This is a genomic window from Alsobacter sp. P4_H11 (genome assembly GCF_056400925.1).
The window spans coordinates 731,570-756,953 of sequence record NZ_JBFUKI010000001.1 but is presented as its reverse complement, the minus strand read 5'-3'; the positions used below and the strand labels follow the sequence as shown (position 1 = coordinate 756,953).

The following is a 25,384-nucleotide window of genomic DNA, read 5'->3' as shown; positions in this document are numbered from 1 at the left end:
GGCGCGCGGAGGCTTGCGGGCGGGCGGCGGCTGCGGACGCGGCCCCCGGCGCGGCGGGGCGGCAGGCCAGCGTGGCGATCCTGATGGGGGTTTACGACGGCGCGCGCTTCCTGCCCGAGCAGCTCGACACGCTGGCCCGGCAGACGCACCGCGCCTGGACGCTGCACGCCTCGGACGACGGCTCGACGGACGCGAGCGGCGCCATCCTGGACGGCTATGCGGCGGCCTGGGGGGAGGGGCGGCTCCTGCGGCGCGCGGGGCCGCGCCAGGGCTTCGCGGCCAATTTCCTCGCCATGGTGCAGGACCCCGCCATCGAGGCCGACTATGTCGCCTTCTGCGACCAGGACGATTTGTGGGACGCCGACAAGCTGGCCCGCGCGGTGGCTTGGCTCGAGGCGCAGGGGCCCGACAGGCCGGCGCTCTACGCCTCGGCGGTGCGCACCGTGGACGAGAACGGCCGGGTGATCGGCCGAATCGACGCGCCGCGCCGGCCCCCGGCCTTCGGCAACGCGCTGGTGCAGAACGTCGCGCCCGGCCACACCATGGTGATGAACGCCGCCGCCCGCCGGGTCCTGGCCCGCGCGGCCGCCGCCGGCCCCGTCTCGGCGCATGACTGGCTGGCCTATGCGGTGGTCACCGGGGTGGGCGGAACCATGTGGGTCGATCCCCAGCCCAGCGCCAGCTACCGGCAACACGGGGGGAATGCGATCGGGGTGAGCCGGAGCCTGGGGTTTTGGTTGTATCGGGTGAAGCGGGTGTTTGGAGACGAGTATCAGAAGACACTCAAAGTGCATCTGCTGGCGTTGCGTACACTAGACGCTGAATTAGACGCTCATTCGCGCGTATGCCTCCGCCAAATAACTGCGGCTTGGGTTGGTTCTTCGTTCTACCGCGCCACCAAGATCTTTGAAAGCGGCGTTTTTCGGCAAAATTTCGTTGGAACTCTGGCGCTATACATGGCCGCAATCGCGTCTAATTCGCCCTTAGATACAAGAAAGTAGCGCGATGTATAATATAGCGTTTGCAGGATCGAGCGATGAGCGTGTCGTTACAGCGGCTGCGTGCCCCGTCTGTGGAGTAATGGGATCCGATCTATCGCTTTCGGTATGCTTGGACAACGCACCTGAAATTTCGATGAATTTGCTCCGCTGCGATAGCTGCGGATCACACTACGTAGCTGATCCTGACGTCATCAAAAGCTACAATGAGTTTTCGGGGTATTGGCACCGTTACGTCCAAAACGGAGCTGGCATCACGGCGATGCTCGATCCATTGTTTGCTTTGGGGGATATAAAGGGCAGTCTTCTCGACGTCGGTTGCGGTTTTGGGTTTGTACCGCATTACTGGAGCACGATGGGCTACGGCCGTTCGGTCGGACTAGAGGCAAGCGAGTACGGGCAGATCGGCCGCGAGAAGCTCGGGACAGAGATTTATTCTGAGTACTACAGCGAAGCCAAGACGATTCACGGGGAACGTTTTGATTTCGTATTCAGCAGCGAGGTTCTCGAGCACGTATCTGACCCAGCTGGCTTCATCAAAGAAATAAGCGCTGCTCTCTCCGACTCAGGCGTTCTGGTTTTGACGACGCCGAGCTCGCGCGCTGTTGGCCGGGACACTGACGCGCCAACTTTGATTGCGGCTGTATCTCCGTTCCTGCACTACTTTCTCATATCAGCAGACGCGTTGAAGTCGCTCCTCCAACGTTGTGGCTACGAACACGTACAAGTGTACGACGACGGAATAAGACTGTTTGCGTGGGCCTCCAAACAGCCGCTACCGCGCATCTCTGTCGGCTTTGTGAAGTGGACAGAATACTTCAGCTATCTTGCGATGCTTGGTGATCACGAAGACCCTCATGTATCGAGTGGCGCATTGTATCGGCTTCTGAAAGACGCGATCAACACGGGGCAATTTGCTTGGGCTGATCGGGCTTACCTTCCGTTCCGTAAAGTCGCGAAAGCCAAATTCGATATCGATTTCGATGATCCAGAACGGACGGCGGAAAGGTGCAGCAGCCCAGAAGCCCTCGACTGCGAGATTTTCCCTGCTTGGGCAGGATGTGGATTGCTCTTCGCCGGCCGATACAAAGAGGAATGCCGGGCTCCGTCGGAGTCGGTTCTCCGTCTGGCGAAGAGCGCACTAGTATGCATGGCGCACGAAGTCCGCGTCGGCGCCGCATTCGCTCAAGAGGCAATCTATTTTACGCCGATGGCTGCGAAACTGGCCGACCGGTTTCAGGCAGATCTGGATAGCCGTTGGGAAATCAAGACGGCTGCTCAGCTGCCGCTGAAGGTTATTCGGCAGCCTGTATCTCTCGTTGATCGAGAAGTTTGTTTGATCGTGGGTTATGCGCCGGACGGAAAGCTTACGCCTGCCGCAAAGGGGCTTATCGAAGCGTTCTCGCGTGAAAACTTCGATTGCGTAGTTTGCTATGTAGTTCCAAATATTGACATACATATTGACTTAGACGGCGTGAGAGAATCGCATGGCGTAATTGTGCGCCTCAATGGCGGCTATGATTTCGCTGCGTGGGCTGCAGCCCTAGAGCGAGTTCCTGGCTTATGGGCAGCTCGTCGGATTGTGTTCATAAACGACAGCATCATCGGACCAGGATCAACGTTTCCTGCAATGATCGAGAAAATCCGGCATTCGAGCGCCGATTTTCTAGCGTTGGTGGATTCAAATGAGCCTTTACACCATGCACAAAGCTTTTTCTTTGTTTTGCAGAATGAAGCGCTGCAATCATTGGCAGTGAAACTGTTTTGGAGCTCGGTTCGCAGCTTTGAAGATAAACAGGCGGTCATCGATAGTTATGAACTTAAGATGCTCGCCTATCTTCGAAAAGTTGCGGGTCTGAGAATTGAGGTACTGTATTCCTTAGAAAGTCTTTTTCCTGGCGCTGCTGCAGTGGGGAGATGCAGCTCAACCCAACTCACGAGTTATGGGAGACTCTGCTTCACAACGGGTTCCCGTTTGTGAAAGCTGAGTTGCTCCATCGCAACCCGATGGGGCTGCGGCTCCGTCATTGGCAGCCTCTACTATCAGCCAAAGGGTTTGATATCGCGAGAGTTGAGGCGCACCTCAAAGAGATGGATCGAGTTCGCCCCACTCTCACATCCACAGGTCGCGTCGTGATTTCGGAGGATGCACCCGTTCGGCGTCGGTGGATATTGCTCAAACTGCTGCTTGGGAAGAAGCTTTTCGCAAAGCTCCGCGCTTGGCGCGTTGAGCTCGCGAATGTCCCGAAGTGGCGATAATTCTAGCCCCCCACCACCTCACGCACCGACCCCGCCGCCACCACCCTTCCGCCTTCCATCCTGATCGCCTTGTTGCAGTAGCTTTCCAGGATCTCGACGCTGTGGCTGGCCAGAACCAGGATGGCGGTGCGGTCCATGAGGCTTTCGATGCGGGCGCGGGCCTTGGACGCGAAGGCGGCGTCGCCGACGGCGATGAGTTCGTCGATGAGGAGGATGTCGGGCGTGAGGGCGGTGGAGACCGCGAAGGCCACCCGCAGGGCCATGCCGGACGAGTAGGTGCGCATCGGCAGGTCCAGGAACTCGCCGAGCTCGCAGAAATCGGCGATCTCGTCCATCCGCTCGGCCAGCTCGCGCCGCGTCAGCCCCGCGAAGGCGCCGCGCAGCGCGATGTTCTCGCGGCCGGTGAGGTCCTCGTCCATGCCGAGCGAGATGTCGAGCAGGGAGGCGACGCGGCCGCTGATCGCGGCCTCGCCCGAGGAGGGCTCGTAGGCCCCCGACAACACCCGCAGCAGCGTGGACTTGCCGGCGCCGTTGTGGCCCACCAGCGCCAGCCGGTCGCCCGGCGCGAGCGCGAGATCGACATTGCGCAGCGCCTGCACGCGCACCACGCCGCTGTCACGCCCCTCCAGCCCGCCGCCCACGGTGCGCAGCAATCCACGCCGCAGCGAGCGCGAGGCGGCGTTGTAGATGGGAAACTCGACGCTGACGTCACGCAACGCGATGGCGGCCATGCGGGCTCCTAGAGCCAATAGGGAATGCGCGCCCGAAAGCGCGCGAACAGGAGCCAGGCGACGCCGCCCAGCGGGATGAGCAGCCCGACGCCGGCCAGCCACGCGGTGGCGGACGGCGCGCGGCCGAGCAGGGGATCGGCCACCAGCGACAGGTACACGGCGAAGGGATTGAACGAGAGCAGCGCCTGCGCCTGCGGGCCGAGCTGCTCGGGCCGCCACATCACGGGCGTGAGGAAAAAGGCGAGCTGCACCACGTTCTGCATGATCTGCGGCAGATCGCGGAAGCGCGTCGCCAGCACGCCCATCGCATGCACGGCGCAAAAGCCGGCCGCCAGCAGCAGCGCCAGCCCGGGCAAAGCGAGGAGGGCCGTCGCGCCCGGCCAGACGCCGAACGCGAGAAACACCAGCGGGACGATGGCGAGGTTATGCGCGAAGGCGACGAGATTGCGCGTCATCACCCGCAGCACGAACACGGTTTTGGGAATGGCGGCCTGGCGCAGAAAGGGCGCGGCTTGCGTGAACACGCCCGTGGCGTCATTGGCGAGGCCGGCCACCAGCGTCCACACCGTGAAGGAGGCGGCCAGATAGGGGATGTAGTCGGACGCCGCGGCCTTGAACAGGCTGGCGTTGACGAGCCCGATGCCGCCCACGAACAGCGCCATGCTGAGCGTGATCCAGAACTGCCCCAGCCGCGAGCGCCGGTAGCGCTGGCGGATGTCCATGAGGCCGAGATGGGTCCAGATGGGCCAGGAGCGCGAGCCGATTCTCAGGTCCGCGACGGCCAGCGCGGCCTCGCGCCGGCTGATGAGATGATAAAACGCCATTTGATGGACGTCATATCAAGCATGGCGTCCGTCGTCTATGTGGCGAAGCCTGAGCTCGTAATGCTCGCGCTTCGATCAGGCGGTCAGCAGGTCGCCTTGCCGCACTGGCGCACGGACGCGATGGCGCCGCGCAGGGGCTCGATGCCCTGCGAGCCGAACAACACGTCGTCGCCGATCACGAAGGCGGGCGTGCCCTGGAGCTTGAGGATGTCGGCGACCCGCATCGTCTCCTCCACGGCGGCGCGCGTCTCGGGGCTCTCGAGGTCCTTGGTGAGCCTGGCCTGGTCGACGCCGAGCTCCTTGGCGACCGCGAGCGCGCGCTCCTTGCCGACGCGACCCTTCGATTCCAGCAGCCTCTGGTGGTAGTCGAAATATTTGTCGCCCTTGAGCTGGTTCTTCACCGCCACGGCGACGAAGGCTGCCTCCACCGAATCGGGGCCCAGCACCGGGAAATCGCGGATCACGATGCGCAGCTTGGGGTCGGACTTCGAGAGCTCGCGGATGTCGGCCAGCGACTTCTTGCAGTAGCCGCAGTTGTAATCGAAGAACTCCACCAGCGTGACGTCGCCCGTGGGGTTGCCGAGCACGATGTTGCGGGGCGACTGCACCAGCGTGGCGGCCACCTGGCTGAGCGCCGCCTTGGTGGCGGTTTTCTCGGCGTCCTTCTGGCGGCGGTCGAGCTCCACCAGCGCTTCCTGGATCACCTCGGGGTTTTCCAGCAGGTAGGAGCGGATCATCTCGCGCACGGCGCTCTTTTGCGCGTCCGAGAAGTCGGCGGACTTGCCCTGCGCGAATGCGGGGAGGGGCGCCGCGGCCGTCGCGGCCGCGATCGCGAGCGCGATGGCGGCCTTGCGGAGAAGCGGGAGGGCGGCGGCGAGAGGCATGGTCGAACTCCGGAAAGAGGCGGCGCGAAGCGCGTGCGCGGATATTACGGCGTTTGGGGCGGGCGCGTGTTCAAAAGATCGTCGGCCTTGATCCAGCCAGGCGAGTTCGGCGGCAGCTTCTCCTTGGCGCGCGTCGCCTGGGTGGCGGCGGCGTTGTAGTCGCCGGCGTAGAAATAAGCCTGCGCGGCCGCGTAGGCGGCCATGCCCTCGTCGCCCTTGAGGCCGTAGGCGCGCGACAGATGGTGCCAGCCCTCCGCCCATTCGGGCTCGCGCTGCACCGCGTTGGAGAGCTCGCGCACGGCCTCGGCGGCGCCGGCCTTCGATTCGGTGGCGACCAGCGCCTGGCCGAGCAGCGTGCGGATCGGCCCGGCCGAGGGGGCCAGCGACACGGCCTTGCGCAGCAGCGGGATGGCCTCCGCGGCGCGGCCGAACTCCAGCAGCACCTGGCCCTTGAGCTCCCACAGGTAGGGATTGCCGCTGTCCTCGCGGATCAGCGCGTCCACCTGCGAGAGCGCCTCGGGCAGGCGCTTGTAGCGGTAGGCGATGATCGCGCGGGCGTAGCGGGCCGGGCGGCTCATGTCGGAGGGCGGGTAGCGGCGTCCCACCTCCTCGGCCTTGGCGGTGAAGCCGAACAGCTTGGCGCGCGCCATGTCGTGGCGAAACTGCAGGGCGGGCGGATCCTTGACGTCCAGATAGGGGCTCTTGCTGGCGAGCCGCTCCAGGTTTGCGATGCGCTCGTTGGGCATCGGGTGGCTCACCAGGTAGGGATCGACGCTCGCGGTCTTGAACATCGCGTCCTGGTTGAAGCGCTGGAAGGTGTCGAGCATGCCCTTGGGCGACTGCTTGATGGCCTGCAGGAAGCGCAGGGCCATGAGGTCGGCCGCCTGCTCCTCCGAGCGCTGGTAGGCGAGCAGGCTGCGCTTCACCAGCTCCTGCGAGCCGAGTGCGATGCCCATGGCCCCGCCGCCCGCATTGCCGACGCGATCGCGCGAGGCCATGCCGGCCGCCGCGCCGCCGACGCCCAGCAGCATGCCCACGATGGCGAGGATCTGCGCATTGGCGAGCTGCTCGCGCAGGCGCTGGAGATGGCCGCCCGCGATGTGGCCGGATTCGTGCGCGATGACGCCGATCATCTCGTTGGGCGTCTTGGCGTCCATGATGGCGCCGACATTCACGAACATGCGCCGACCGTCGGCCACGAAGGCGTTGAACGAGCGGTCGCCGATCAGAACGATCTGCACCGAGCCCTTGCGGATGCCGGCGGCTCCGAACACCGGGGTCGCGTAGTCGCGCAGCAAGGCCTCGACCTCGGCGTCGCGGATCACGCCGGCGCGCGCCTGCTGGGCGGAGGCGGCGACCGGCTGAAGCGCCATCGCGGCCGCGACCGCCAGCGAGACGACGCCGCGCCGCAACCCGCCGCTTGGCGGGGCAGGGCGGTTGCTGCTAGGGGAGCGGCGAAGACAACGAAGCATGGGGCTCTCGGACCGGCGCCAAGACTTACGGACAGCTCCGCTCCCGGTCAAATGGGGCGGGGCCGCCGCGAGGCCGGCCCCTATGCCCCGCAAACACGGCGGCCCCATGGCGAAGAACTCCCCGACCCCGGCGCGCTCCGGCGCGGCCCTGCAGGTTTCGGCCCGCAGCGCCGTGGAGCCGTTCCTGGCCATGGACGTGCTGGCGGCCGCCAACATCAAGGAAAGCGCCGGCGACAGCGTGCTGCACATGGAGGTGGGGCAGCCCGGCGCGCCGGCGCCGCGCCGAGTCGTGGAAGCCGCCTCGGCCGCTCTGGCGCGAGGGCGCATCGGCTACACGGAGGCGCTGGGCCTGCCGTCGCTGCGCGAGCGCATCGCGCGGCACTACGGCGAGACTTATGGGGTCGCTGTGCCGGCCGAGCGCGTGGTGGTGACCACGGGCTCTTCGGGCGGGTTCATCCTGTCGTTTTTGGCGATGTTCGACCCGGGCGACCGCGTCGCCATCAGCGCGCCGGGCTATCCGGCCTATCGCAACGTCCTGAAGGCGCTTGGCGTGGAGCCGGTCGAGATCGAGACCACGGCGGCGACCGGGTGGGCGATGACCGGCGAGGCTATCCAGCGCGCCCATGCAGAGCGGCCGCTCAGGGGCGTGCTGGCGATGAGCCCGGCCAATCCGTCGGGGACGATGATGAGCCGGGAGGCCCTGGCCGATCTTGGCCGGGTCTGCGGCGAGCTCGGGCTCTGGTTCGTGTCGGACGAGATCTATCACGGGCTGACCTATGAGCGCCCGGCCGAGACCGCGCTGCGGTTCGACCCGGACGCCGTGGTGATCAACAGCTTCTCGAAATATTACTGCATGACTGGCTGGCGCGTCGGCTGGATGGTGGTTCCGGAGGCGCTGGTGCGCCCCATCGAGAGGCTGGCGCAGAGCCTGTTCATTTCCGTGCCCTATTTGAGCCAGGTCGCCGCCGAGGCAGCGTTCTCGGCCACCGAGGAGCTCGAGGCCGTGAAGGCCGGCTATGCCCGCAACCGGAGCATGCTGCTGGAGGAGCTGCCGCGCATCGGCCTGCCGGACTTCCTGCCGGTGGACGGCGCGTTCTACGTCTATGCGGATGTGGGCCGCTACACGAATGACTCGCTCGCGTTTTGCCGCCGGATCCTGGACGAAACCGGCGTCGCCGTGACGCCGGGGCTGGATTTCGACCCGGCGCGGGGCAGCCGCTACATGCGGCTGTCGTTCGCGGGCTCAGAGGAGACCTGCCGGGAAGCGGTGAGGCGGCTGGGCGGGTTTTTGAGTTTCTGAAACAAAGTGCTTTGGCGTACATGGCCGGTGAGCATTATTGCGGCAACGGTAACGGCGAACCCTGCGAGTAGATCCACCACGTAATGACCGCCGAACGGCACCGCCGACAATATTACCAAAGCTGCTAACGTTAGTAATACAATCCGTCCTACGGTGCGCTTTATGATCGGCCATACCGCCCAAACAAACACGGTTGTTCCGGCAACGTGGAAGGACGGCATCGTTACGACGCCGATAAGTTCAGGGAAGTCCCTGTGGCCGCCATTGCGCAGAGATTCTACAACGACTGCTGATCGGTGAGGAATTTCGAGCGTTACGAAGCCGATCTGGCCTGGAAGACTCAAGAACGGAGGCACCGAAACGCAGGGTGCAACTAATGCGCCAAATGCGGTTATATTTAGTAATATAAAATAAATCAGCGTTAATCGATGGATGTGTTCTTCAGTGCTCCATATCGTCACGATCAAGAATGCGGCAGGCATACTGAAATCGAATATTTCATACGATCTCGCTAAGATCTCAGACAAAATCTGGTTTTGCCCAATTGTTTGTACAACAGTAGTCCATTCGAAGCCAATGCTACGATCAGCCGACAAAAATGTAGCATCCAGATAAGGTAGGCCTGCCGCCGTTGCAACCATAGTTGCGCCTAGTCCGAGCCCGGACAATAACAATAAAAAGGTGAGGCTTTTAAAGTAGACCCGAAGGTGTTCTGCATATTTGTCGGCTACCAAGTAGCCGATGGGGCCAATAAGGAACCAGGCGATCTTGGCTAATTGTTCCGGATTAAGGAAAAATTCTATTGAAAATGCCAGGTACGCCCAAAAAAATATTGGGAGGCCCAAAACAAACAACGTAAATGGTACGGACATGATGGCCCAATGCTAAATCTCGGGCTATATTTCTGATTTAAGGTAAAATTTATATTATTTTTTATCAATTAGTTTCATTTGCCGTTCGTCTGGCGTAGGCAGGGACAGTGACTCGCCGAACGATCCGCAGGCGCGCTCCTCGTCATTTTCCTGCATTGGTGTTCAGCCCCAGAGAGCGGACTCGCCCTTGCATCGGCTTGCCGGACTTCCTGCCGGTGGACGGCGCCTTCTACGTCTATGCGGATGTCGGCCGCTACATGAATGACTCGATCGCGTTTTGCCGCCGGCCTGGACGAAACCGGCGTCGCCGTGACGCCGGGGCTGGATTTCGACCCGTTGCGGGGCAGCCGCTACATGCGGCTGTCGTTCGCGGGCTCAGAGGAGACCTGCCGGGAGGCGGTCAAGCGGCTGGGCGGGTTTCTGAGGGGCTAAGAGGCTTGCGCGGCAGTTTGCCGGACGAGGGCTGTCGGATTGAGTTGTTGGATCCGACGCGCAGCCCACAATGAAAACACGGCCACCGCCATGCCGGCTGGGATATCGACGAGGTAATGGCCGCCGATCCAGACGGCGCCCAGGATTTCGCAACTGGCGAAGAGCCAGGCGGCGACCCTCAGTTGGCGAATCGAGCCGAGGGAGGCCGCCGCGATCACTGAACCGGCGGTATGGAATGACGGAAAGCTAACGAATCCAACCCACTCCTCCACACGTGTGAGCGTACCATTCCGAAGCGACAGGATTAGCGGCCCAAGTCCGGTTGAGTATTGAAGCGTGCTGTCTCTCACGGCTTCGGGACCAAGGTGGGTGGCGGCCGATAAAGCTGGAGCAATCGTTGCAATCAGCGCGGTGCAAGTCCCTGCAATCACATAACTGAGCAGATAGCGCTCGGCCACGTCGCCTCGGATCAAGAGCGGAAACAGCAGGATCGGCAATGCTACCAAAGCCGGAAAACAGTTGTAGATCAGGTTCATGACCGCGGTCGCCGTTTGCTGGCGGTAAAGCGCAGGGCCCCAGATACGCCAGTCGAAACCGACTGCCCGATCAACCGCGGTAAACCACTCGTCCCGGAGCGGCATCGCCAGAGTGGCTCCCGCGTAGATAGTGGTGAGCACGGCTGTCGTCGCCCAGGCCAGGAGCAACACCCCGATCATCCAATTGCAAACTTTGCGAAGCAGGGGCGTATCGATCCGCATCGCCAGCCAGGTCAGCAACACTGCAGCGAAGGTCAAATGAAGGAGGGTCAGAAACTTGTCGAAAACGTCGAGCCCGACGCTCGCGGCGATCGACCAAGCGATCGCCTGTCCGAAGCCGAAGACTACAAGCGAAAAGGCATTGATGTTTAGCATTTTAGGCTCTCTGATCCCTAGATCAGCACTGCCATATGCCTATTAAAAAACAAAAAAGGGGCCTCGTCTGAGGCCCCCTTCGTTGATCTTTGTAAAGCTGATCTCAGCCGCCCGAGATGGCGGACTTGGCCTTGGCCCACCAACCGGCCTTGCGGGGGGCGGCGGGCTCGGCGCCGAACACCACCGGTTCGGTGGTGACGGGCTCGGGCTCGGGCTGCGGCTCCGGGGCGGCGGCGGTGACCACGGGCTCGGGAGCCCGGGCGGCCGCCATGGCGGGCGCCGGAGCAGGAGCTGCGACGGGGGCGGCCGGCTGCGGCGCTTCGGCCGGAACCTCGGCGGCTTCGGGCGCGGCAGCCGCGGCTTCGGCGGCGGCGGCCTCGGCCGCGATGCTGGCCTTGGTGCGGCGCGGGGCGCGCGGCTTGCGGGCCGGCTTGGCGGGCGCCTCGACGGCGGGCTCGCTCACGGCTTCGTCCGCGACGGCGGCTTCGGAAGCCAGGGTCAGCGACTCGTCCTCGGCGCTCGATGCCGGGGCCTCGGTCCCGGCCTCTTCGGCGCGATCGCCGCGCAGGCGACGTCCACCCCGGCGTCCGCGGCGGCGGCGGCCATTGGCCTCCTCGTCGGCGGAAGGCACGGTGAGGCCGGCCTCGGCCTCGTTCATGGCGAGGTCCTGCGTCGTGGCGTCGTCGGCGACGCTGTCGGGCTCATAGGTGTGCGTGCCGCCGAACGGCGCGCCCGTCACCTCGGGCTGGGGCGCATCGACCGGCATCGGGGCGCCATCGGCGCCGTAAACCTCCGGCCGGCCCTCGCCGCCGCGTCCGCCACGCCGACGCCGACGCCGACGCCTGCGGCGTCCGCCCTCGCTGTCGCCGTCCGCGCGCAACTCGTCGCGCTCGGGCGCAGGTCCACGCTCCGGCGCGGGGCCACGCTCCTGGGGAGCGCGCTCGCCGCCTTCGCGGGGCGCCCGCTCGCCGCGTCCGCCGCGCTCGCGACGGCCACGATCCTGGCGCGGCGCGCGATCCTCGCGGACCTCGACGTCGGCGACTTCGCCCTCGTCCTCGGTCTCCTCGACTTCGTCCTCGATGTCGTCCTCGATCTCGTCGTCCAGGTCGACGCTGTCGACGATCACGGGCGAGATCACGATGGGACGCGGGTTGGTGATCAGCTCGCCGCGCTCGATCGCGAAGGCGTGCGTGCCGCTGGTGTGCGCGTCATCGGCGAGGATGGTGATGTCGACGCCGAACCGGTCCTCCAACCCGCGCAGGTGGCTGCGCTTCTGGTTGAGGATGTAGAGGCACACGTCCGTGCCGGTGCGGACCAGCAGATGGTGCGAGTTGCTCTTGATCAGCATCTCTTCCACGGCGCGCAGCACATGCAGCGCGATGGACGGGGTGGCGCGCACGATGCCGGCGCCGGCGCAATGCGGGCATGGAACCGTGGAGCCTTCCAGCACGCCGGTGCGGATGCGCTGGCGCGACATCTCCATCAAGCCGAAGGGCGAAATGCGGCCGACCTGGATGCGGGCGCGATCATTCTTGAGAGCGTCCTTGAGGCGGCGCTCCACGGTGCGATTGTTCCGGTTCTCCTCCATGTCGATGAAATCGATCACGATGAGGCCGGCGAGATCGCGCAGGCGCAGCTGGCGGGCGACTTCGTCGGCCGCCTCGCAGTTGGTCTTGGTGGCCGTGTCCTCGATGTTGTGCTCGCGCGTGGCGCGGCCCGAGTTCACGTCGATGGCGACCAGCGCCTCGGTCTGGTTGATGACGATGTAGCCGCCGGACTTCAGCGTCACCTGGTTGGAGAACATGGCGTCGAGCTGCGCCTCCACGCCGAAGCGGGCGAAGAGCGGCTGCACGTCGCGGTAGGGCTTCACGTTCTTGGCATGGCTCGGCATGAGCATGCGCATGAAGTCCTTGGCGTCCTTGTAGGCGCCTTCGCCGGCGACGAGCACCTCGTCGATGTCCTTGTTGTAGAGGTCGCGGATCGCGCGCTTGACGAGCGAGCCTTCCTCATAGGTGAGCGCCGGGGCGGACGACTGCAGCGTCAGCTCGCGCACAGTCTCCCACAGGCGCATCAGGTATTCGAAGTCGCGCTTGATCTCGGTCTTGGTGCGCGAGGCGCCGGCCGTGCGCAGGATGACGCCCATCCCCTCCGGAACCTCGAGCTCCTGGGCGACGGCCTTCAGGCGCTTGCGGTCCACCGAGTCGGTGATCTTGCGGGAGATGCCGCCGCCACGCCCGGTATTGGGCATCAGGACCGAGTAACGGCCCGCCAGCGACAGGTAGGTGGTGAGCGCCGCGCCCTTGTTGCCGCGCTCTTCCTTGACGACCTGCACGAGCAGCACCTGGCGGCGCTTGATGACTTCCTGGATCTTGTACTGGCGGCGCGAGGCGCGCGGACGCTCCGGCAGCTCCTCCAGCGCGTCGCCGGCGCCGACCTGCTCGATCACATGGCGGGGCTCGCCGTTCTCGTCACCCTCGGCGTGCTCGTCGTCGCCATGGTCGTCGTTGTGGTCGTCCCGACCGTCGTCGTGGTGCGACGCCTCGTCCTGCTCGCTTTCGCTGCGAACGGGCGGCTCCTCGGTGGCGGCGGACGGATCGACGGCCTCGGGACCTTCGTGCTCGTGACGATCCTGCTCGTTGGCGTCGTTCTCGTGCGAGTCGCCGGAGGCTTCCTCCTGCGCGCCGACCGCGCTGGCGGCGTCGACGTCGACGACGGGCGCATCCTCGGTCACGGTGGCGTCGCCGTGCTGGCCGCCGGAGCGGCGGGCCGGCTTGCCGCCCTTGCCGCGACGGCGATTGCGACGGCCGTTTTCCTCGGCCTCGTCGGTGTCGCGCTCGTGGCGGGCTTCTTCCTCGATCAGCGCCTGACGGTCGGCGACCGGGATCTGGTAGTAGTCAGGGTGGATCTCGCTGAAGGCCAGGAAGCCATGGCGGTTGCCGCCGTAGTCCACGAAGGCGGCCTGGAGCGAGGGCTCCACGCGGATCACCTTGGCGAGATAGATGTTCCCGCGGAGCTGCTTCTTGTTGGCGGACTCGAAATCGAATTCTTCGACGCGATTACCGCGGACCACCACGACCCGGGTCTCTTCCGGGTGCGAGGCGTCGATGAGCATCTTGTTGGCCATGAGGATCTCTCATTGGCGCTGCTCCCGTGGACCGATCAGTCTCGTCGCAAGCAAGAAGAGCCGTGCGTCCACAACGGACGGCGGCGGAAAGGGGGCGACGAGAGAACGAACGGAACGGGGATCAGCGCTCAGTTTGCGCCGGAGGCCGGCGTGGGTTGAACATGCGCTGGAAAGAAGGGGCCGATGGCGAATCCGACGGAGAAACGGCGGGCGTCCTGCGACGACCGCGGTCTGAAGCTCTCGACGGGTCCGGAGCACACTGCTCACGCCACGACCTCGGTACCTTTTTTCGGGGGCCGACGAACGGAGGCGGACCTTGGGAAGGGCGCTGTTGTCGGCCGTGGCGCCTCGACCGGAAAACCGCATGCGAGGCTCTGACGCCACGTCGCTGAGGTTGTCGCCGGAAAAACTGGCGCGCTTCGGCGAAAGCCTTGGCGGCCAAGAACCGGTTCCCGCGCAAAGCCTCTCTGTCGAGGCGCTCCCGCGGGCGACGGGGAGACGTGACCCTTTTCTCATAAAGGCGAAAACCCGAATCTGGCAAGCATTTATACGAGTGTGTCGCGCTCGCCACTTGCCGGCCGGAAACCGGATCGGGGTCGTGAGGATTGGTTAACCTCAATCGCCCTATAGCCTATGAACGGGATACGAACACGGCCGCTTCGTTGCGCGAACAGGACCATGGAATGCCCGGCAACCGTTGGAAACGCCTGACGCGAGCAGCCCTTTGGGGCGCTGCGCTGCTTCTAGCGCTTCCGGCGACCAGCGCCGTTGCGGCCGAGCCTCAGCCGGCGGCGACGAAAACGCCCGCTCCAGTCGCGATCGACGCGCAGGTGACGGGCGACCAGAGCGCCACGCGGCTCACCTTCACGTTGTCGTCAGCGGTAGAGCCCTCGGTCAAGGTGCTGGAGAAGCCCGACCGGCTCGTGATCGACCTGCCCGAGGTGAATTTCCAGATGCCGCCCGACGCCGGCCGAAAGGCGAGGGGGCTCGTGAAGTCCTTCCGCTACGGCATGATGGGCCCTGGCCGCTCGCGCGTGGTGATCGATCTCGCCTCGCCGGCGCTGCCCGTCCGGGTCGCCAACGAGAGCCTGATGGGCGGCGCCGCCAATGCGTTGGTGCTGGACCTCAAGAAAGCCGAGCGCGACGTCTTCACCCGCACGGCCGCGGCCGACAGGGCCTCGTCGCCCGAGCCGACCACGCCGGCGCTGCGGGCGGGCGCGGACAAGCGCCCCGTGGTGGTGCTCGATCCGGGCCATGGCGGCATCGACACCGGCGCGATCGGGGTGGCGCATACGGTCGAGAAGGACGTGGTGCTGGCGTTCGCCCGCGACCTGAAGGTGAAGCTGGAGCGCAATGGCCGCTACCGCGTGGTGATCACCCGCGAGGACGACACCTTCATTTCGCTGCGAGACCGGGTGCGCATCGCCAAGGACAACAGCGCCAGCCTGTTCGTCTCCATTCACGCCGACACCGTGCAGGCCAGCCCGGAGGTGCGCGGGCTCACGGTGTACACGAACGCGGACCGGGCCTCCGACGCCGAGGCGGCGCGGCTTGCCGAATCGGAAAACAAGGCCGACAGCGTCGCCGGCGTGGACGCCGAGGTGGGCGCCGAGGAAGTCGCCGGAATCCTGGGCGACCTGACCCGGCGCGAGACCCGGACCTACTCGCATCTCTTCGCCCGTACACTGGTGGGCAAGATGACGGCCGCGGCGCGCCTCAACAAGAATCCCCACCGCTCCGCCGGCTTCTGGGTGCTGCGCGCGCCCGACGTGCCGTCCGTTCTGGTGGAGCTCGGCTACCTCTCCAGCAAGAGCGACGTCGAACTCCTGACCGCCGACGCCTGGCGCGACAAGGCGACGGAGTCGATCTCGGCCGCCATCACGGCGTTCCTGGCGCCCCGCCTTGCCCAGCAAGGCGCGCCTGTTCTTCCTTGACATCCGCAAGGTCGTCGCGTTTTCAACACAGTGCGGCCGCAGGGTGCGCCTGCGTTCCGTTTCGGGATGCGGCGAGGCGCGGCTGCGTGTAGATTGGCGCTCGACAGGGGCCCGCCCGGGGGCGTGGGCTCTGGTTGCGCCCGGGGCTGAAGGCGCATCCTCGTCCTTGTGAGAGGGACCGGCCACAAGGCCGCCTGTTCGGTTGCGTGAGAGATGAGGCAGGCCGGGGCTGGACGGGTTCGTTCAGCCAGGCCGTGGCGGAGCTGGCCAGAGCGGCCGGCCCCCAGGACGAAAGCGGACGACGCCACGCATGCGGTATGTACTTCGGCTGATCGGCTTCCTGTTCACGGCAAGCGCGATCCTGTTCATTGTCGGCGCCAGCGCCGTCGGCTTCGTGCTGTGGAAATATTCGCAGGACCTGCCCGACTACACGCAGCTCGCCAATCACGAACCCGCCGTGATGACCCGCATGCATGCGGGCGACGGCAGCCTGCTGGCGGAATATTCGCGCGAACGGCGCATGTTCATCCCGATCCAGGCCGTGCCGAAGCTCGTGATCGCGGCTTTCCTGTCGGCCGAGGACAAGAATTTCTACAAGCACCCGGGCGTAGACCCCGAGGGCATCGCGCGCGCGGCCGTGTTCCTGATCAAGAAGGACAAGGGCCAGCGGCCGCAGGGCGCCTCGACGATCACCCAGCAGGTGGCCAAGAACTTCCTGCTGTCCAACGAGCAGACGTTTGATCGCAAGATCAAGGAGCTGCTGCTCGCGCTACGGATCGAGAGCACCTACACCAAGGACAAGATCCTCGAACTCTACATGAACGAGATCTACCTTGGGCTCGGCAACTACGGCGTCGCGGCCGCCGCGCTGAACTACTACGGCAAGTCGGTGCATGAGTTGACGCTGGCAGAAGCCGCCTATCTGGCGGCGCTGCCCAAGGCGCCCAGCGACCTTCACCCGTTCCGCAACCGCGAGAAGGCGATCGATCGCCGCAACTACGTGGTCGATCGCATGGTCGAGAACGGCTACGTGTCGCGCGAGGACGGCGCGGCGGCCAAGAAGGAGCCGCTCAACGTCAATCCGCGGCAGCTTTCGCCGAATTCCTACATGGCGGGCTTCTTCGCCGAGGAAGTGCGGCGCGAGCTGGCCGACCGCTACGGCGAGAAGAAGCTCTACGAGGGCGGCCTTTCGGTTCGCACCACGCTGGATCCGAAGCTGCAGCTCGTCGCCCGCAAGACGCTGGCGGACGGCCTCGTGCGCTACGACGAGGCGCATGGCTGGCGCGGCGCGATCCAGCGGCTCGAGATCACCGGCAAGGATTGGGGCCCGCCGCTGGGCGAGGTTCCGGCGCTGGGCGACGTGCAGCCCTGGCGGCTCGCCGTGGTGCTGGACGTGAACGGCGACGTCGCGCGGCTCGGCCTGCAGCCCAAGCGTGATCCCTCCGGCCAGATCGAGCGCGACCGCGAAACCGCGACCCTGAACAACGAGGGCGCGAAATGGACCCGCAAGCCGGTTCGCCAGCTCTTCGCGGTGGGCGACGTGGTGTATGTGGAGCCGGTCGCGGGCGGCCAGTTCCGCCTCCGCCAGCTGCCCGAGATCTCGGGCGCGCTGGTGGCGATGGACCCCTATACGGGCCGCGTGCTCGCGATGGTGGGCGGCTTCTCGTTCGACCAGTCGAAGTTCAACCGCGCCACGCAGGCGATGCGCCAGCCGGGTTCGTCGTTCAAGCCGTTCGTGTACGCGACGGCGCTCGACAACGGCTACACGCCGTCCTCGGTGGTGATGGATTCGCCGATCGAGATCGACATGGGCCCGGGCCAGGAAATCTGGCGGCCGGAGAACTATGACGGCAAGTCCGGCGGGCCGCACACGCTGCGCTACGGCATCGAGCACTCCAAGAACCTGATGACGGTTCGGCTGGCGCAGGACGTCGGCATGCCGCTGATCTCCGAATACGCCAAGCGCTTTGGCGTCTATGACGACATGCTGCCCGTGCTGGCCATGTCGCTCGGCGCGGGCGAAACCACCGTGATGCGGATGGTCACCGCCTATTCGATGTTCGTGAACGGCGGAAAGCGCATCAAGTCGACGCTGATCGACCGCATCCAGGATCGCTGGGGCGGCACGATCTTCAAGCATGACGAGCGCCAGTGCGTCGGCTGCGATTCGGAGAAGTTCGCCGGCCAGAACGAGCCCAAGCTGATCGACAAGCGCGAGCAGGTGCTGGACCCGCTCACCGCCTACCAGGTCGTCTCGATGCTGGAAGGCGTCGTGCAGCGCGGCACCGCCACGGTGGTGAAGGAAGTCGGCAAGCCGCTCGCCGGAAAGACGGGCACCACCAACGACGCCAAGGACGTGTGGTTCGTTGGCTTCTCGCCCGATCTCGCGGTGGGCGTCTACATGGGCTACGACAAGCCGCGCTCCCTCGGCAACTCGGCCACGGCCGGCCAGTACGCGGCCCCGATCTTCCGCGACTTCATGAAGGTGGCGCTGGCCGACAAGCCCGCAACGCCGTTCCGCGTGCCGCCGGGCATCAAGCTGATCCGCGTCGCGGGCTCGACAGGCCTGCGCGCCGGAACCAACGATCAGGGCGGCATCCTGGAGGCGTTCAAGCCCGGCACGGCGCCGCCCGACACCTTCTCGGTGATCGGCTCCGGCGGCGGCGGCGGAGGCGAGGGCGGCCAGTCGGTGGGGGCTGGGACAGGCGGGCTCTACTGAGCCCGATCCCGCCGCCTTTACACCCTCGACCGGCATCGCTACCTATCCGCCAGCGAGCGAGGCTCCGGCCGCGCTTCACCATTCCGGGCGCGGCCAGGCCGCGTCTCCATCCAGCAAGAGAGTTTCATGCGCGCCGAGATCGAATCTCTGCTCGAATCCGCCAAGCAGTCCGTGGGACTGCTGAGGAGGCATCTTTGACTTCGACGCAGCAACGCGTCGCCTGGCGGAGCTGAACGCCAAGGCCGAGGACCCCAATCTCTGGAACGACGCCGACGCGGCCCAGAAGGTGATGCGCGAGCGCACCGATCTGGAAGACCGGCTCGGCTCGATCGCGCGGCTCGAACGCGAGCTCGATGACGCCGTGATGTTCATCGATCTCGGCGAGACCGAGGGCGATCCCTCGGCGGTCGGCGAGGGCGAGCAGATGATCCGCAACGTGCAGGCCGAAGCGGCCCGCCGGCAGATCGAGACGCTCCTTTCCGGCGAAGCGGACCAGAACGACGCCTATCTCGAAGTCCATTCCGGCGCCGGCGGCACCGAGAGCCAGGATTGGACCAACATGCTCATGCGCATGTACACGCGCTGGGCCGAGCGGCGGGGCTACAAGGTCGAGATCGTCGACATCGCGGACGGCGAAGAGGCCGGCATCAAGGGCGCGACGCTCCTGATCAAGGGCCACAACGCTTATGGGTGGTCCAAGACCGAGTCGGGCGTGCACCGGCTGGTGCGCATCTCGCCCTTCGACTCCAACGCACGCCGCCACACCAGCTTCGCATCCGTGTGGGTCTATCCGGTGATCGACGATCGCATCCAGATCGACATCAAGGAAAGCGATTGCCGCATCGACACCTTCCGGTCGTCGGGCGCGGGCGGCCAGCACGTCAACACCACCGACTCGGCCGTGCGCATCACGCATAACCCGACCGGCATCGTGGTGGCCTGCCAGCAGGAGCGCTCGCAGCACAAGAACCGCGCCAAGGCGTGGGACATGCTGCGCGCCCGCCTGTACGAGCGCGAGCTGCAGATGCGCGAGGAGAAGGCGAACGCCGAAGCCGCGTCGAAGACCGACATCGGCTGGGGCCACCAGATCCGCTCCTATGTGCTGCAGCCCTACCAGCTCGTAAAGGACCTGCGCACCGGCACGCAGTCCACCAGCCCGGGCGACGTGCTGGACGGCGAGATCGACCCGTTCATGGAAGCCGCGCTGGCGCAGCGCGTCTACGGCGGCGGCGAAGAGGTGCAGGACATCGACTGACGCCGCTTCCGCGCCCGACACGGAAAAGCCGGCTCTCGCCGGCTTTTTTCGTTCGGACGTGCGATCATGTCAGAGCGGCCCGAGCCGGGCGGCCATCCGCAGGTAGCGCACAGGGTCGACCGGCTGCCCGTCGATGCGGGTTTCATAGTGCAGATGCGGCCCGGTGGAGCGTCCCGTGGAGCCGACGCGGCCGATCACGGTCGCGGGCGTCACCTCCTGGCCATCGGACACGAGGATGGCCGAGAGGTGTGCGTAGCGGGTGACGATGCCGGCGCCATGATCGACCTCGACCATGTTGCCGTAGCCGCCGCTCCACTCCGCCAGCGTAACGACGCCGCGCGCGGTGGGGCGCACCGCCGCGCCGGCCTCGTCGCGCAGGTCGACGCCCGTGTGGAGCGCCAGTCCGCGGGTGAACGGGTCGGTGCGGTAGCCGAACGAGGATGTCTGATCCATCTCGGATTTCAGCGGCCGGCGCACCGGCAGCGAATCGACCACGCGCTTTAAGCGCGCGCCGTCCGCCAATGTGCCCTGGAGGCGGGCGGCCAGCGACTCGAAGGGGCCAGCGCCGGGCCCGACCTTCACCGGAACGAGGGGACCACCCTGGGCGGCGAAGGATTCGAAGCGGCTCGGCTGCAGTCCGAGCTCGGCGATCACGGACTGGTAGCGGGTGGTGGACGCCCTGGCCTGGGCTTCCAGGCGCGACAGGGCCTGCAGCTGGTTGGCGTCCAGCCGGGCGAGCTTGGCGCCCAAGGCCGAGAGCTGGTTCTGCACCGGGCCGCTCTTCAGGAAGCCGGCTTCGGGGAACATGGACGCGGTTCGGGCGGCGTCGGCCGGCGGCGTCTTGAGCCGCGCGTCCGCGCTGGTACCGCGCAGAGGCATGGCGTCGACCGCCGGGGCGGGCTCCACGGAGGGCTTGGGCTTCTCGGCGTCCACCGGCGCGAAAGCCGACGTTCCGGCCGGCAGCGGGCCTCCCTGGGCCTTGGGGGCGAAGAGCACGGGCGGGAGCGAGACGCCGGTCCGCGCCGTCTCGACGGGAGCGCTTTTCGACTGCGCTTCGAACTGGGTCGCCAGCGAGGCCACCACGGCCTGACGATTTTCGAGCTGCGCCTGCCGGGCAATTAGCTCCTGGACCTTTCCTTCGAATGAGTCCTGGTCGAGCAGCTGGCGACTTGTGAGCCGGTCGATGCTGGTGCGCAGCGCCGCGATCCGGTCCTCATAGGCGTATTGCATTTGCGTCTGGCGGGACATGAGGCCGCCGAGGATGTCTTCCCGGAACGCGATATAGGCCGTCGCGCCGACCGACCAGAGCACGAAGAGCCCCGCTACTGCCGAGCCGGCGACCGCGACGCCGCGCTTGACCTCGATGCGCCTGGCGCCTGCGCGGCTCTCGACCGCGAACACTAGCCTGCGTGAGACGTCGCCGGACGCATAGGAAGACTCAGAAGCCATCGCGAACCTCGCAGGGCCGAGACTGGGCCCCGCGAGCATTGAAAACGATTAAGGTTAATCATCCGCAAAGGACGGGAGGATCAAGCCTTCCGCGTCGCTTCGAGCACCTCTTCGGCGTGGCCGGGCACCTTCACCTTGTCCCAGACGCGCGCGACCTTGCCGTCGGCGTCGATCAGCACCGTGGTGCGCTCGATGCCCATGTATTTACGGCCATACATGCTCTTCTCGACCCAGACCCCATAGGCCTCCAGCATCTTCTTCTCTTCGTCGGAGGCGAGCGGGAAACCGAGCTCGTACTTGGCCTTGAACTTGTCGTGGCTGGCGACGCTGTCGGCCGAGACGCCGACGATTTCGGCCCCGGCCGCCGCGAAATCGGCCCGCATGCCGTTGAAGGCGATCGCCTCCTTGGTGCAGCCGGACGTGTCATCCTTCGGGTAGAAATAGAGCACCAGCTTCTTGCCCTTCAGATCGGCCAGCGAGACCGAGCCGCCCCCGTCTCGCGGCAGGGTGAAGTCCGGCGCTGCTTTACCCACCTGCAATTTTTCCGGCATGTCGCCTTCCTTTCGTCGAATCGGCATGACTCTTACCTTACGACCGAACCGGCGCGCCGGATGATTCCCGCCGGCGACGGAACCATGCCGGCCAGACAGACGCTGTGAAGCGAGAGAACAGGCGCTACGATCCTGAATGGCCGTTGAGGGAACCCCCATAGCCCGCCGTGTCACGCGGGCCTGCCGGCGCAAGCCGGCGCGCGACCGCGCCAGCGGCGGCGGCCAGCGTGGCCGTGGGGGACGCATTCTGGCGATCATGCTGGGTGGCGTGGCCGGCCTCGTTCTGCTTGCCGCCATCGCGCTCGGCGGATTGGCCTGGCGCCTCAAGGAGGGGCCGCTCTCGTTCGACAGCTTCGCCGAACGCGTTTCGGTCGCGCTCGAGCAGCAATTTGGCAACGGCTACGACGTCGACGTCCAGCACGCGCAGCTGGAATGGACCGACGCGCCGATCCTGTCCGTCACCGGAGTGACCATCCGGGACGGGAAGGGCAACCTCGTGGTGGCCGCACCGGAAGCCGAGATCGGATTTGACATCGGCTCGTTGGCGCTGGGCAGGCTGGTCCCGCGCCATATCGATTTCGTCGGCCTCGCGGTTGCGCTCACGATCGATCCGGACGGATCGGTTTCCGTATCCGCCTCGGGCTCGGACGCACCGGATTTCTCCACGCCCGTACAGCCGACCGACGCGAGCTTCGGTCCGGCTTCGATCCTGGACGCCTTGTCCACGCAGCTCGGCCCGATCGGCGTGATCGAGCGGGCCGGTGTGCGCGACGGCCGGCTGCGCGTCAACGACCGCCGCCGGGGACACACGCTGGTCTATGACAGGCTGGCGCTCAGCTATGTGCGCGTGACCGACGCCGAGAGCCGGCTCGCGCTGGCCGCGAATGGCCCCTCCGGGCCATGGTCCTCTTCGCTCAGCCTGAAGGGCCGCAAGGGCGAGGAACGCGTCATCGGGCTCGAAACCGACAAGCTCGCGGTATCCGACCTGCTCGGCATCGCGGAGCCGGGCGCCATCCCGGTCTTCACCGACATGCCGATCAACGCCAGCGTGCGCCTGACGCTGGGGGCGGACAACACCGTGGCGGGGCTCGACGGCCGCATCACGGGCGGCAAAGCCATGCTGCTGTTCGACGATCCCGACGCGGAACCGATGTTCGTGGACCAGGTCCAGGGCGATTTCGGCTGGGATGCGGCGCGCCGCTCGGCTGTGATCCGCGGGCTCGACGTCGACGCGGGCGAAACACGGTTTCGCGTTTCCGGCGCGATGACGCCGCCGGCGCACAATGGCGACATGTGGCGGCTCGACCTTACCACCACCGGGGCCGTGCTGGCCGGCGAAGGCGCCAAGGAGAAAGCCATTCCGATCGAGACCGGGGCGCTCAGCGCGCGCATCCCGATCGGATTCGGCGGCATCGCGATCGACAAGCTCGCCCTCGCGGGGCCGAATGTCGGGCTCGAGATGACAGGCGTACTGGGCCGCGCCGACGGGTTCGAGGGCCTGAAGCTCGACCTCGTCACCACCAGCCGCATGCCGGTGCGGACAGTGCTGGCGTTCTGGCCGACTTTCGCGGCGGCGGACGTGCGCGCCTACATGGTCGGGGCGATCCAGGACGGAACCGTGCAGGCGTTCCGCTACAGCACCGCGATGTCGCCCGCCGTTCTGGCCGACGCAATCGCCAAGCGGCCGGTGCCGGTGGAAGCCGTTTTGCTGGAGACCACCGTTTCGGGCGCGACCATGCGCCCGGCGCCCGGCATGCCGATGCTGTCCGAGATCGAGGCCGTGGGCCGCGTCACCGGCCAGACGGTTTCGGTTTCGGTGAAGCGCGCGGTTGCAGCCGTGGGGCAGGGGCAGCCGCTCGTGCTCGCCAACGGACGCTACGACGTGGCCGACACGGCCGCGCGCCCGACCGTCGCCAAGGTGACGTTCGACGCGTCCGGAACCGCGGAGGCGACGCTGGCGGCCTTGCGCGCGGAGGCGCTGCGGCCCTTTGTGCCCGCGCCGCTGGAGCTCGCCAACGCCAAGGGCCATGTGGACCTCAAGGCGTCCATCACGTTCCCGCAGCAGGCCGAATTGCAGCCCGCGGACGTGGTCGTGCAGGTGCAGGGCGCCGCCACGGGCCTGTCCGGCGACAACCTGTTCGGCAAGGAAAAGCTCGAGGGCGCGAACCTCACGCTGCTCAACGACAAGGCCGGTATCGTCATCAAGGGCGAGGGGAAGATCGGTGGCAGCCCGGCCCAGTTCGACATGCGCCAGCCGGCCGGCGCGGCGGGCGGGGACGGCGTCGTCACGCTGACGCTGGATGACGCCGCCCGGGCGCGCCGCGGCATCAAGCTGCCGCAGGTGGTGGGGCCGGTGGAGGCCCGCATCTCGCTGAAGGACATGGGCCAGCCCAAGGCCGCCCCGAAGGTGGAGCTCGACCTCACCCGCGCCAGCATCGTGGACCTGCTGCCCGGCTGGGTGAAGACGCCCGGCAAGGCCGCCAAGGCGTCGTTCCGCCTGGAAACGGACGCGGACGGCAGCACTCTGGACGACTTCGTGCTGGACGGCTCCGGCCCGGTCTCGGCCAAGGGCGTGTTGCGTGTGTCGAACGACGGCGGGCTCGTGGCCGCCAAGCTTTCGGCGCTGAAGATCTCGGCCGGCGACGACATGCGGGTCGACTACGAACGCCAGGGCGCATCATCCCGCGTGTCGCTGCGCGGCGGCTCGGTGGACGCCCGCCCGATCCTGAAGGCCCTGATGGCGCCGGGCGCGAGCCCCATGGCGGGTCCGGGCGACTTTGACCTCGACCTCAAGGCGCAGACCATCGTGGGCCTGAACGGCGAATCGCTCTCCGCCGTGGATGGACGCATCGGCATACGCGCGGGGGACTACAAGGATTTCCGGCTCGCCGCCCGGTTCGGCGCGGCGCCGGTGTCCGGCCAGCTCGCCCGGGATGAGGCGGGCAAGCTCGGCGTCGTGATCGAGAGCGGCAACGCTGGCGCCTTTTTCCGCTTCTTCGACATCTACCGGAAGATGCAGGGCGGCGCGATGCTGGTGCAGTTCACGGGCGCCGCGCCGCAGATGAGCGGCACGCTGGTGGTGAACCGCTTCGTGCTGCAGAACGAGCCCGCGCTCGCCCGCAGCGCGCCGAACCAGCAGAACGAGGTGTCGTTCGCCAAGCTGAAATCCGGCTTCTCGGTGGGGGGCGGCAAGCTCGCGATCCGCGACGCCACCATGTGGGGCCAATCCGTCGGCGGCACGCTGGAAGGCTACATGGACTTCAACCGTGACAAGGCGGATTTCTCGGGCACTTTCGTGCCGGCCTACGGGCTCAACAACATCATCAACCAGGTGCCGATCGTCGGGCCCATCCTGGGCGGCGGCCAGCACGAGGGGCTGTTCGCGGTTAATTTCCGCATCGCCGGCAAGGCGAGCCAGCCGACCGTGTCGATCAACCCGCTCTCGGCCGTTGCGCCGGGCTTTCTGCGCAAGTTCTTCGGCGTGATGGGGCCTGGCGAGGTGACCGGCTCGGCGCCGACGCCGCCGGCTGTTTCGGAGCGGTAGGCGGATCCAAGCGCCTCGCCGTCATTGCGGGCAAAGCGAAGCAATCCAGCTAAAGCTGGGCCAATAAGTCCGAGCCTTTCGCCCTGCGCCTGGATTGCTTCGTCGCTGCGCTCCTCGCAATGACG

General features: G+C 66.2%; 16 protein-coding genes and 1 pseudogene. 8 read left to right on the top strand and 9 right to left on the bottom strand.

The features are described from left to right. Together AC1DSZ_RS03455 and AC1DSZ_RS03450 are read left to right on the top strand one after the other, a co-directional pair. Window positions 1-1,001, top strand: a 1,001-nt coding sequence (locus AC1DSZ_RS03455; protein WP_476836980.1) for a glycosyltransferase family 2 protein, incomplete at its 5' end; no start/stop codon positions are given. A gap of 133 nt (window positions 1,002-1,134) precedes the next feature. Beyond that, a complete protein-coding gene (locus AC1DSZ_RS03450; protein WP_476836979.1) occupies window positions 1,135-2,979 on the top strand; it encodes a methyltransferase domain-containing protein in 1,845 nt (614 codons plus the stop codon). A gap of 280 nt (window positions 2,980-3,259) precedes the next feature. Here the strand turns inward: AC1DSZ_RS03450 and AC1DSZ_RS03445 are convergent, their stop codons facing one another. From AC1DSZ_RS03445 to AC1DSZ_RS03430, 4 genes are all read right to left on the bottom strand, one after another. Continuing rightward, window positions 3,260-3,988 carry an ABC transporter ATP-binding protein gene (locus AC1DSZ_RS03445; RefSeq protein ID WP_476836978.1) on the bottom strand — a complete coding sequence of 243 codons (729 nt, stop codon included), beginning with the start codon at window positions 3,986-3,988 and terminating at the stop codon, window positions 3,260-3,262. Between the two features lie 8 nt (window positions 3,989-3,996). Continuing rightward, entirely contained in the window at window positions 3,997-4,812 is an 816-nt protein-coding gene (locus AC1DSZ_RS03440; RefSeq protein ID WP_476836977.1) for an ABC transporter permease, read from the bottom strand. Between the two features lie 83 nt (window positions 4,813-4,895). After that, window positions 4,896-5,696, bottom strand: a complete 801-nt coding sequence (locus AC1DSZ_RS03435; protein WP_476836976.1) for a DsbA family protein — start codon at window positions 5,694-5,696, stop codon at window positions 4,896-4,898. A 44-nt stretch (window positions 5,697-5,740) separates the two neighbouring features. Then, window positions 5,741-7,168, bottom strand: coding sequence for a M48 family metalloprotease (locus tag AC1DSZ_RS03430; protein WP_476836975.1), 1,428 nt, complete (start codon window positions 7,166-7,168; stop codon window positions 5,741-5,743). A gap of 106 nt (window positions 7,169-7,274) precedes the next feature. Here AC1DSZ_RS03430 and AC1DSZ_RS03425 point away from each other — a divergent pair, with 106 nt between their 5' ends. Beyond that, on the top strand, window positions 7,275-8,468 hold the full coding sequence (locus tag AC1DSZ_RS03425) for a pyridoxal phosphate-dependent aminotransferase (protein WP_476836974.1): 1,194 nt from the start codon (window positions 7,275-7,277) through the stop codon (window positions 8,466-8,468). Here AC1DSZ_RS03425 and AC1DSZ_RS03420 read toward each other — a convergent pair. Next, window positions 8,387-9,340 (bottom strand): phosphatase PAP2 family protein, encoded by a 954-nt coding sequence (locus AC1DSZ_RS03420; RefSeq protein WP_476836973.1) that lies wholly within the window; start codon window positions 9,338-9,340, stop codon window positions 8,387-8,389. The two genes, AC1DSZ_RS03425 and AC1DSZ_RS03420, sit on opposite strands and share 82 nt — an antisense overlap. 185 nt (window positions 9,341-9,525) lie before the next feature. Here AC1DSZ_RS03420 and AC1DSZ_RS03415 point away from each other — a divergent pair. Continuing rightward, a pseudogene (locus AC1DSZ_RS03415) lies at window positions 9,526-9,772 on the top strand (aminotransferase class I/II-fold pyridoxal phosphate-dependent enzyme); the annotation flags it as partial. On the opposite strand, the gene AC1DSZ_RS03410 reads toward AC1DSZ_RS03415, so the two are convergent. Next, a complete protein-coding gene (locus tag AC1DSZ_RS03410; protein ID WP_476836972.1) occupies window positions 9,769-10,683 on the bottom strand; it encodes a phosphatase PAP2 family protein in 915 nt (304 codons plus the stop codon). The pseudogene AC1DSZ_RS03415 and the gene AC1DSZ_RS03410 overlap by 4 nt on opposite strands. A gap of 103 nt (window positions 10,684-10,786) precedes the next feature. Next, a complete protein-coding gene (locus AC1DSZ_RS03405) occupies window positions 10,787-13,807 on the bottom strand; it encodes an Rne/Rng family ribonuclease (protein ID WP_476836971.1) in 3,021 nt (1,006 codons plus the stop codon). Between the two features lie 683 nt (window positions 13,808-14,490). Here AC1DSZ_RS03405 and AC1DSZ_RS03400 point away from each other — a divergent pair. From AC1DSZ_RS03400 to prfB, 3 genes are all read left to right on the top strand, one after another. Continuing rightward, window positions 14,491-15,741, top strand: coding sequence for an N-acetylmuramoyl-L-alanine amidase (locus AC1DSZ_RS03400; protein ID WP_476836970.1), 1,251 nt, complete (start codon window positions 14,491-14,493; stop codon window positions 15,739-15,741). Window positions 15,742-16,051: 310 nt separating this feature from the next. Further along, window positions 16,052-18,460 (top strand): penicillin-binding protein 1A, encoded by a 2,409-nt coding sequence (locus AC1DSZ_RS03395; protein WP_476836969.1) that lies wholly within the window; start codon window positions 16,052-16,054, stop codon window positions 18,458-18,460. A 126-nt stretch (window positions 18,461-18,586) separates the two neighbouring features. Then, window positions 18,587-19,715, top strand: a protein-coding gene (gene prfB, locus AC1DSZ_RS03390; protein WP_476836968.1) for a peptide chain release factor 2 whose coding sequence is annotated in 2 segments (ribosomal slippage) — window positions 18,587-18,655 and window positions 18,657-19,715 — 1,128 coding nt in all. Because the reading frame shifts where the segments join, the coding sequence is not laid out codon by codon here. 69 nt (window positions 19,716-19,784) lie between these two features. Here the strand turns inward: prfB and AC1DSZ_RS03385 are convergent. Next, window positions 19,785-21,164 (bottom strand): M23 family metallopeptidase, encoded by a 1,380-nt coding sequence (locus tag AC1DSZ_RS03385; protein ID WP_476836967.1) that lies wholly within the window; start codon window positions 21,162-21,164, stop codon window positions 19,785-19,787. Between the two features lie 80 nt (window positions 21,165-21,244). Beyond that, window positions 21,245-21,715 (bottom strand): peroxiredoxin, encoded by a 471-nt coding sequence (locus AC1DSZ_RS03380; RefSeq protein ID WP_476836966.1) that lies wholly within the window; start codon window positions 21,713-21,715, stop codon window positions 21,245-21,247. Window positions 21,716-21,851: 136 nt separating this feature from the next. On the opposite strand from AC1DSZ_RS03380, the gene AC1DSZ_RS03375 reads away from it, so the two are divergent. Beyond that, window positions 21,852-25,259, top strand: a complete 3,408-nt coding sequence (locus AC1DSZ_RS03375; RefSeq protein WP_476836965.1) for a hypothetical protein — start codon at window positions 21,852-21,854, stop codon at window positions 25,257-25,259. The last annotated feature ends 125 nt before the right edge of the window (window positions 25,260-25,384 follow it).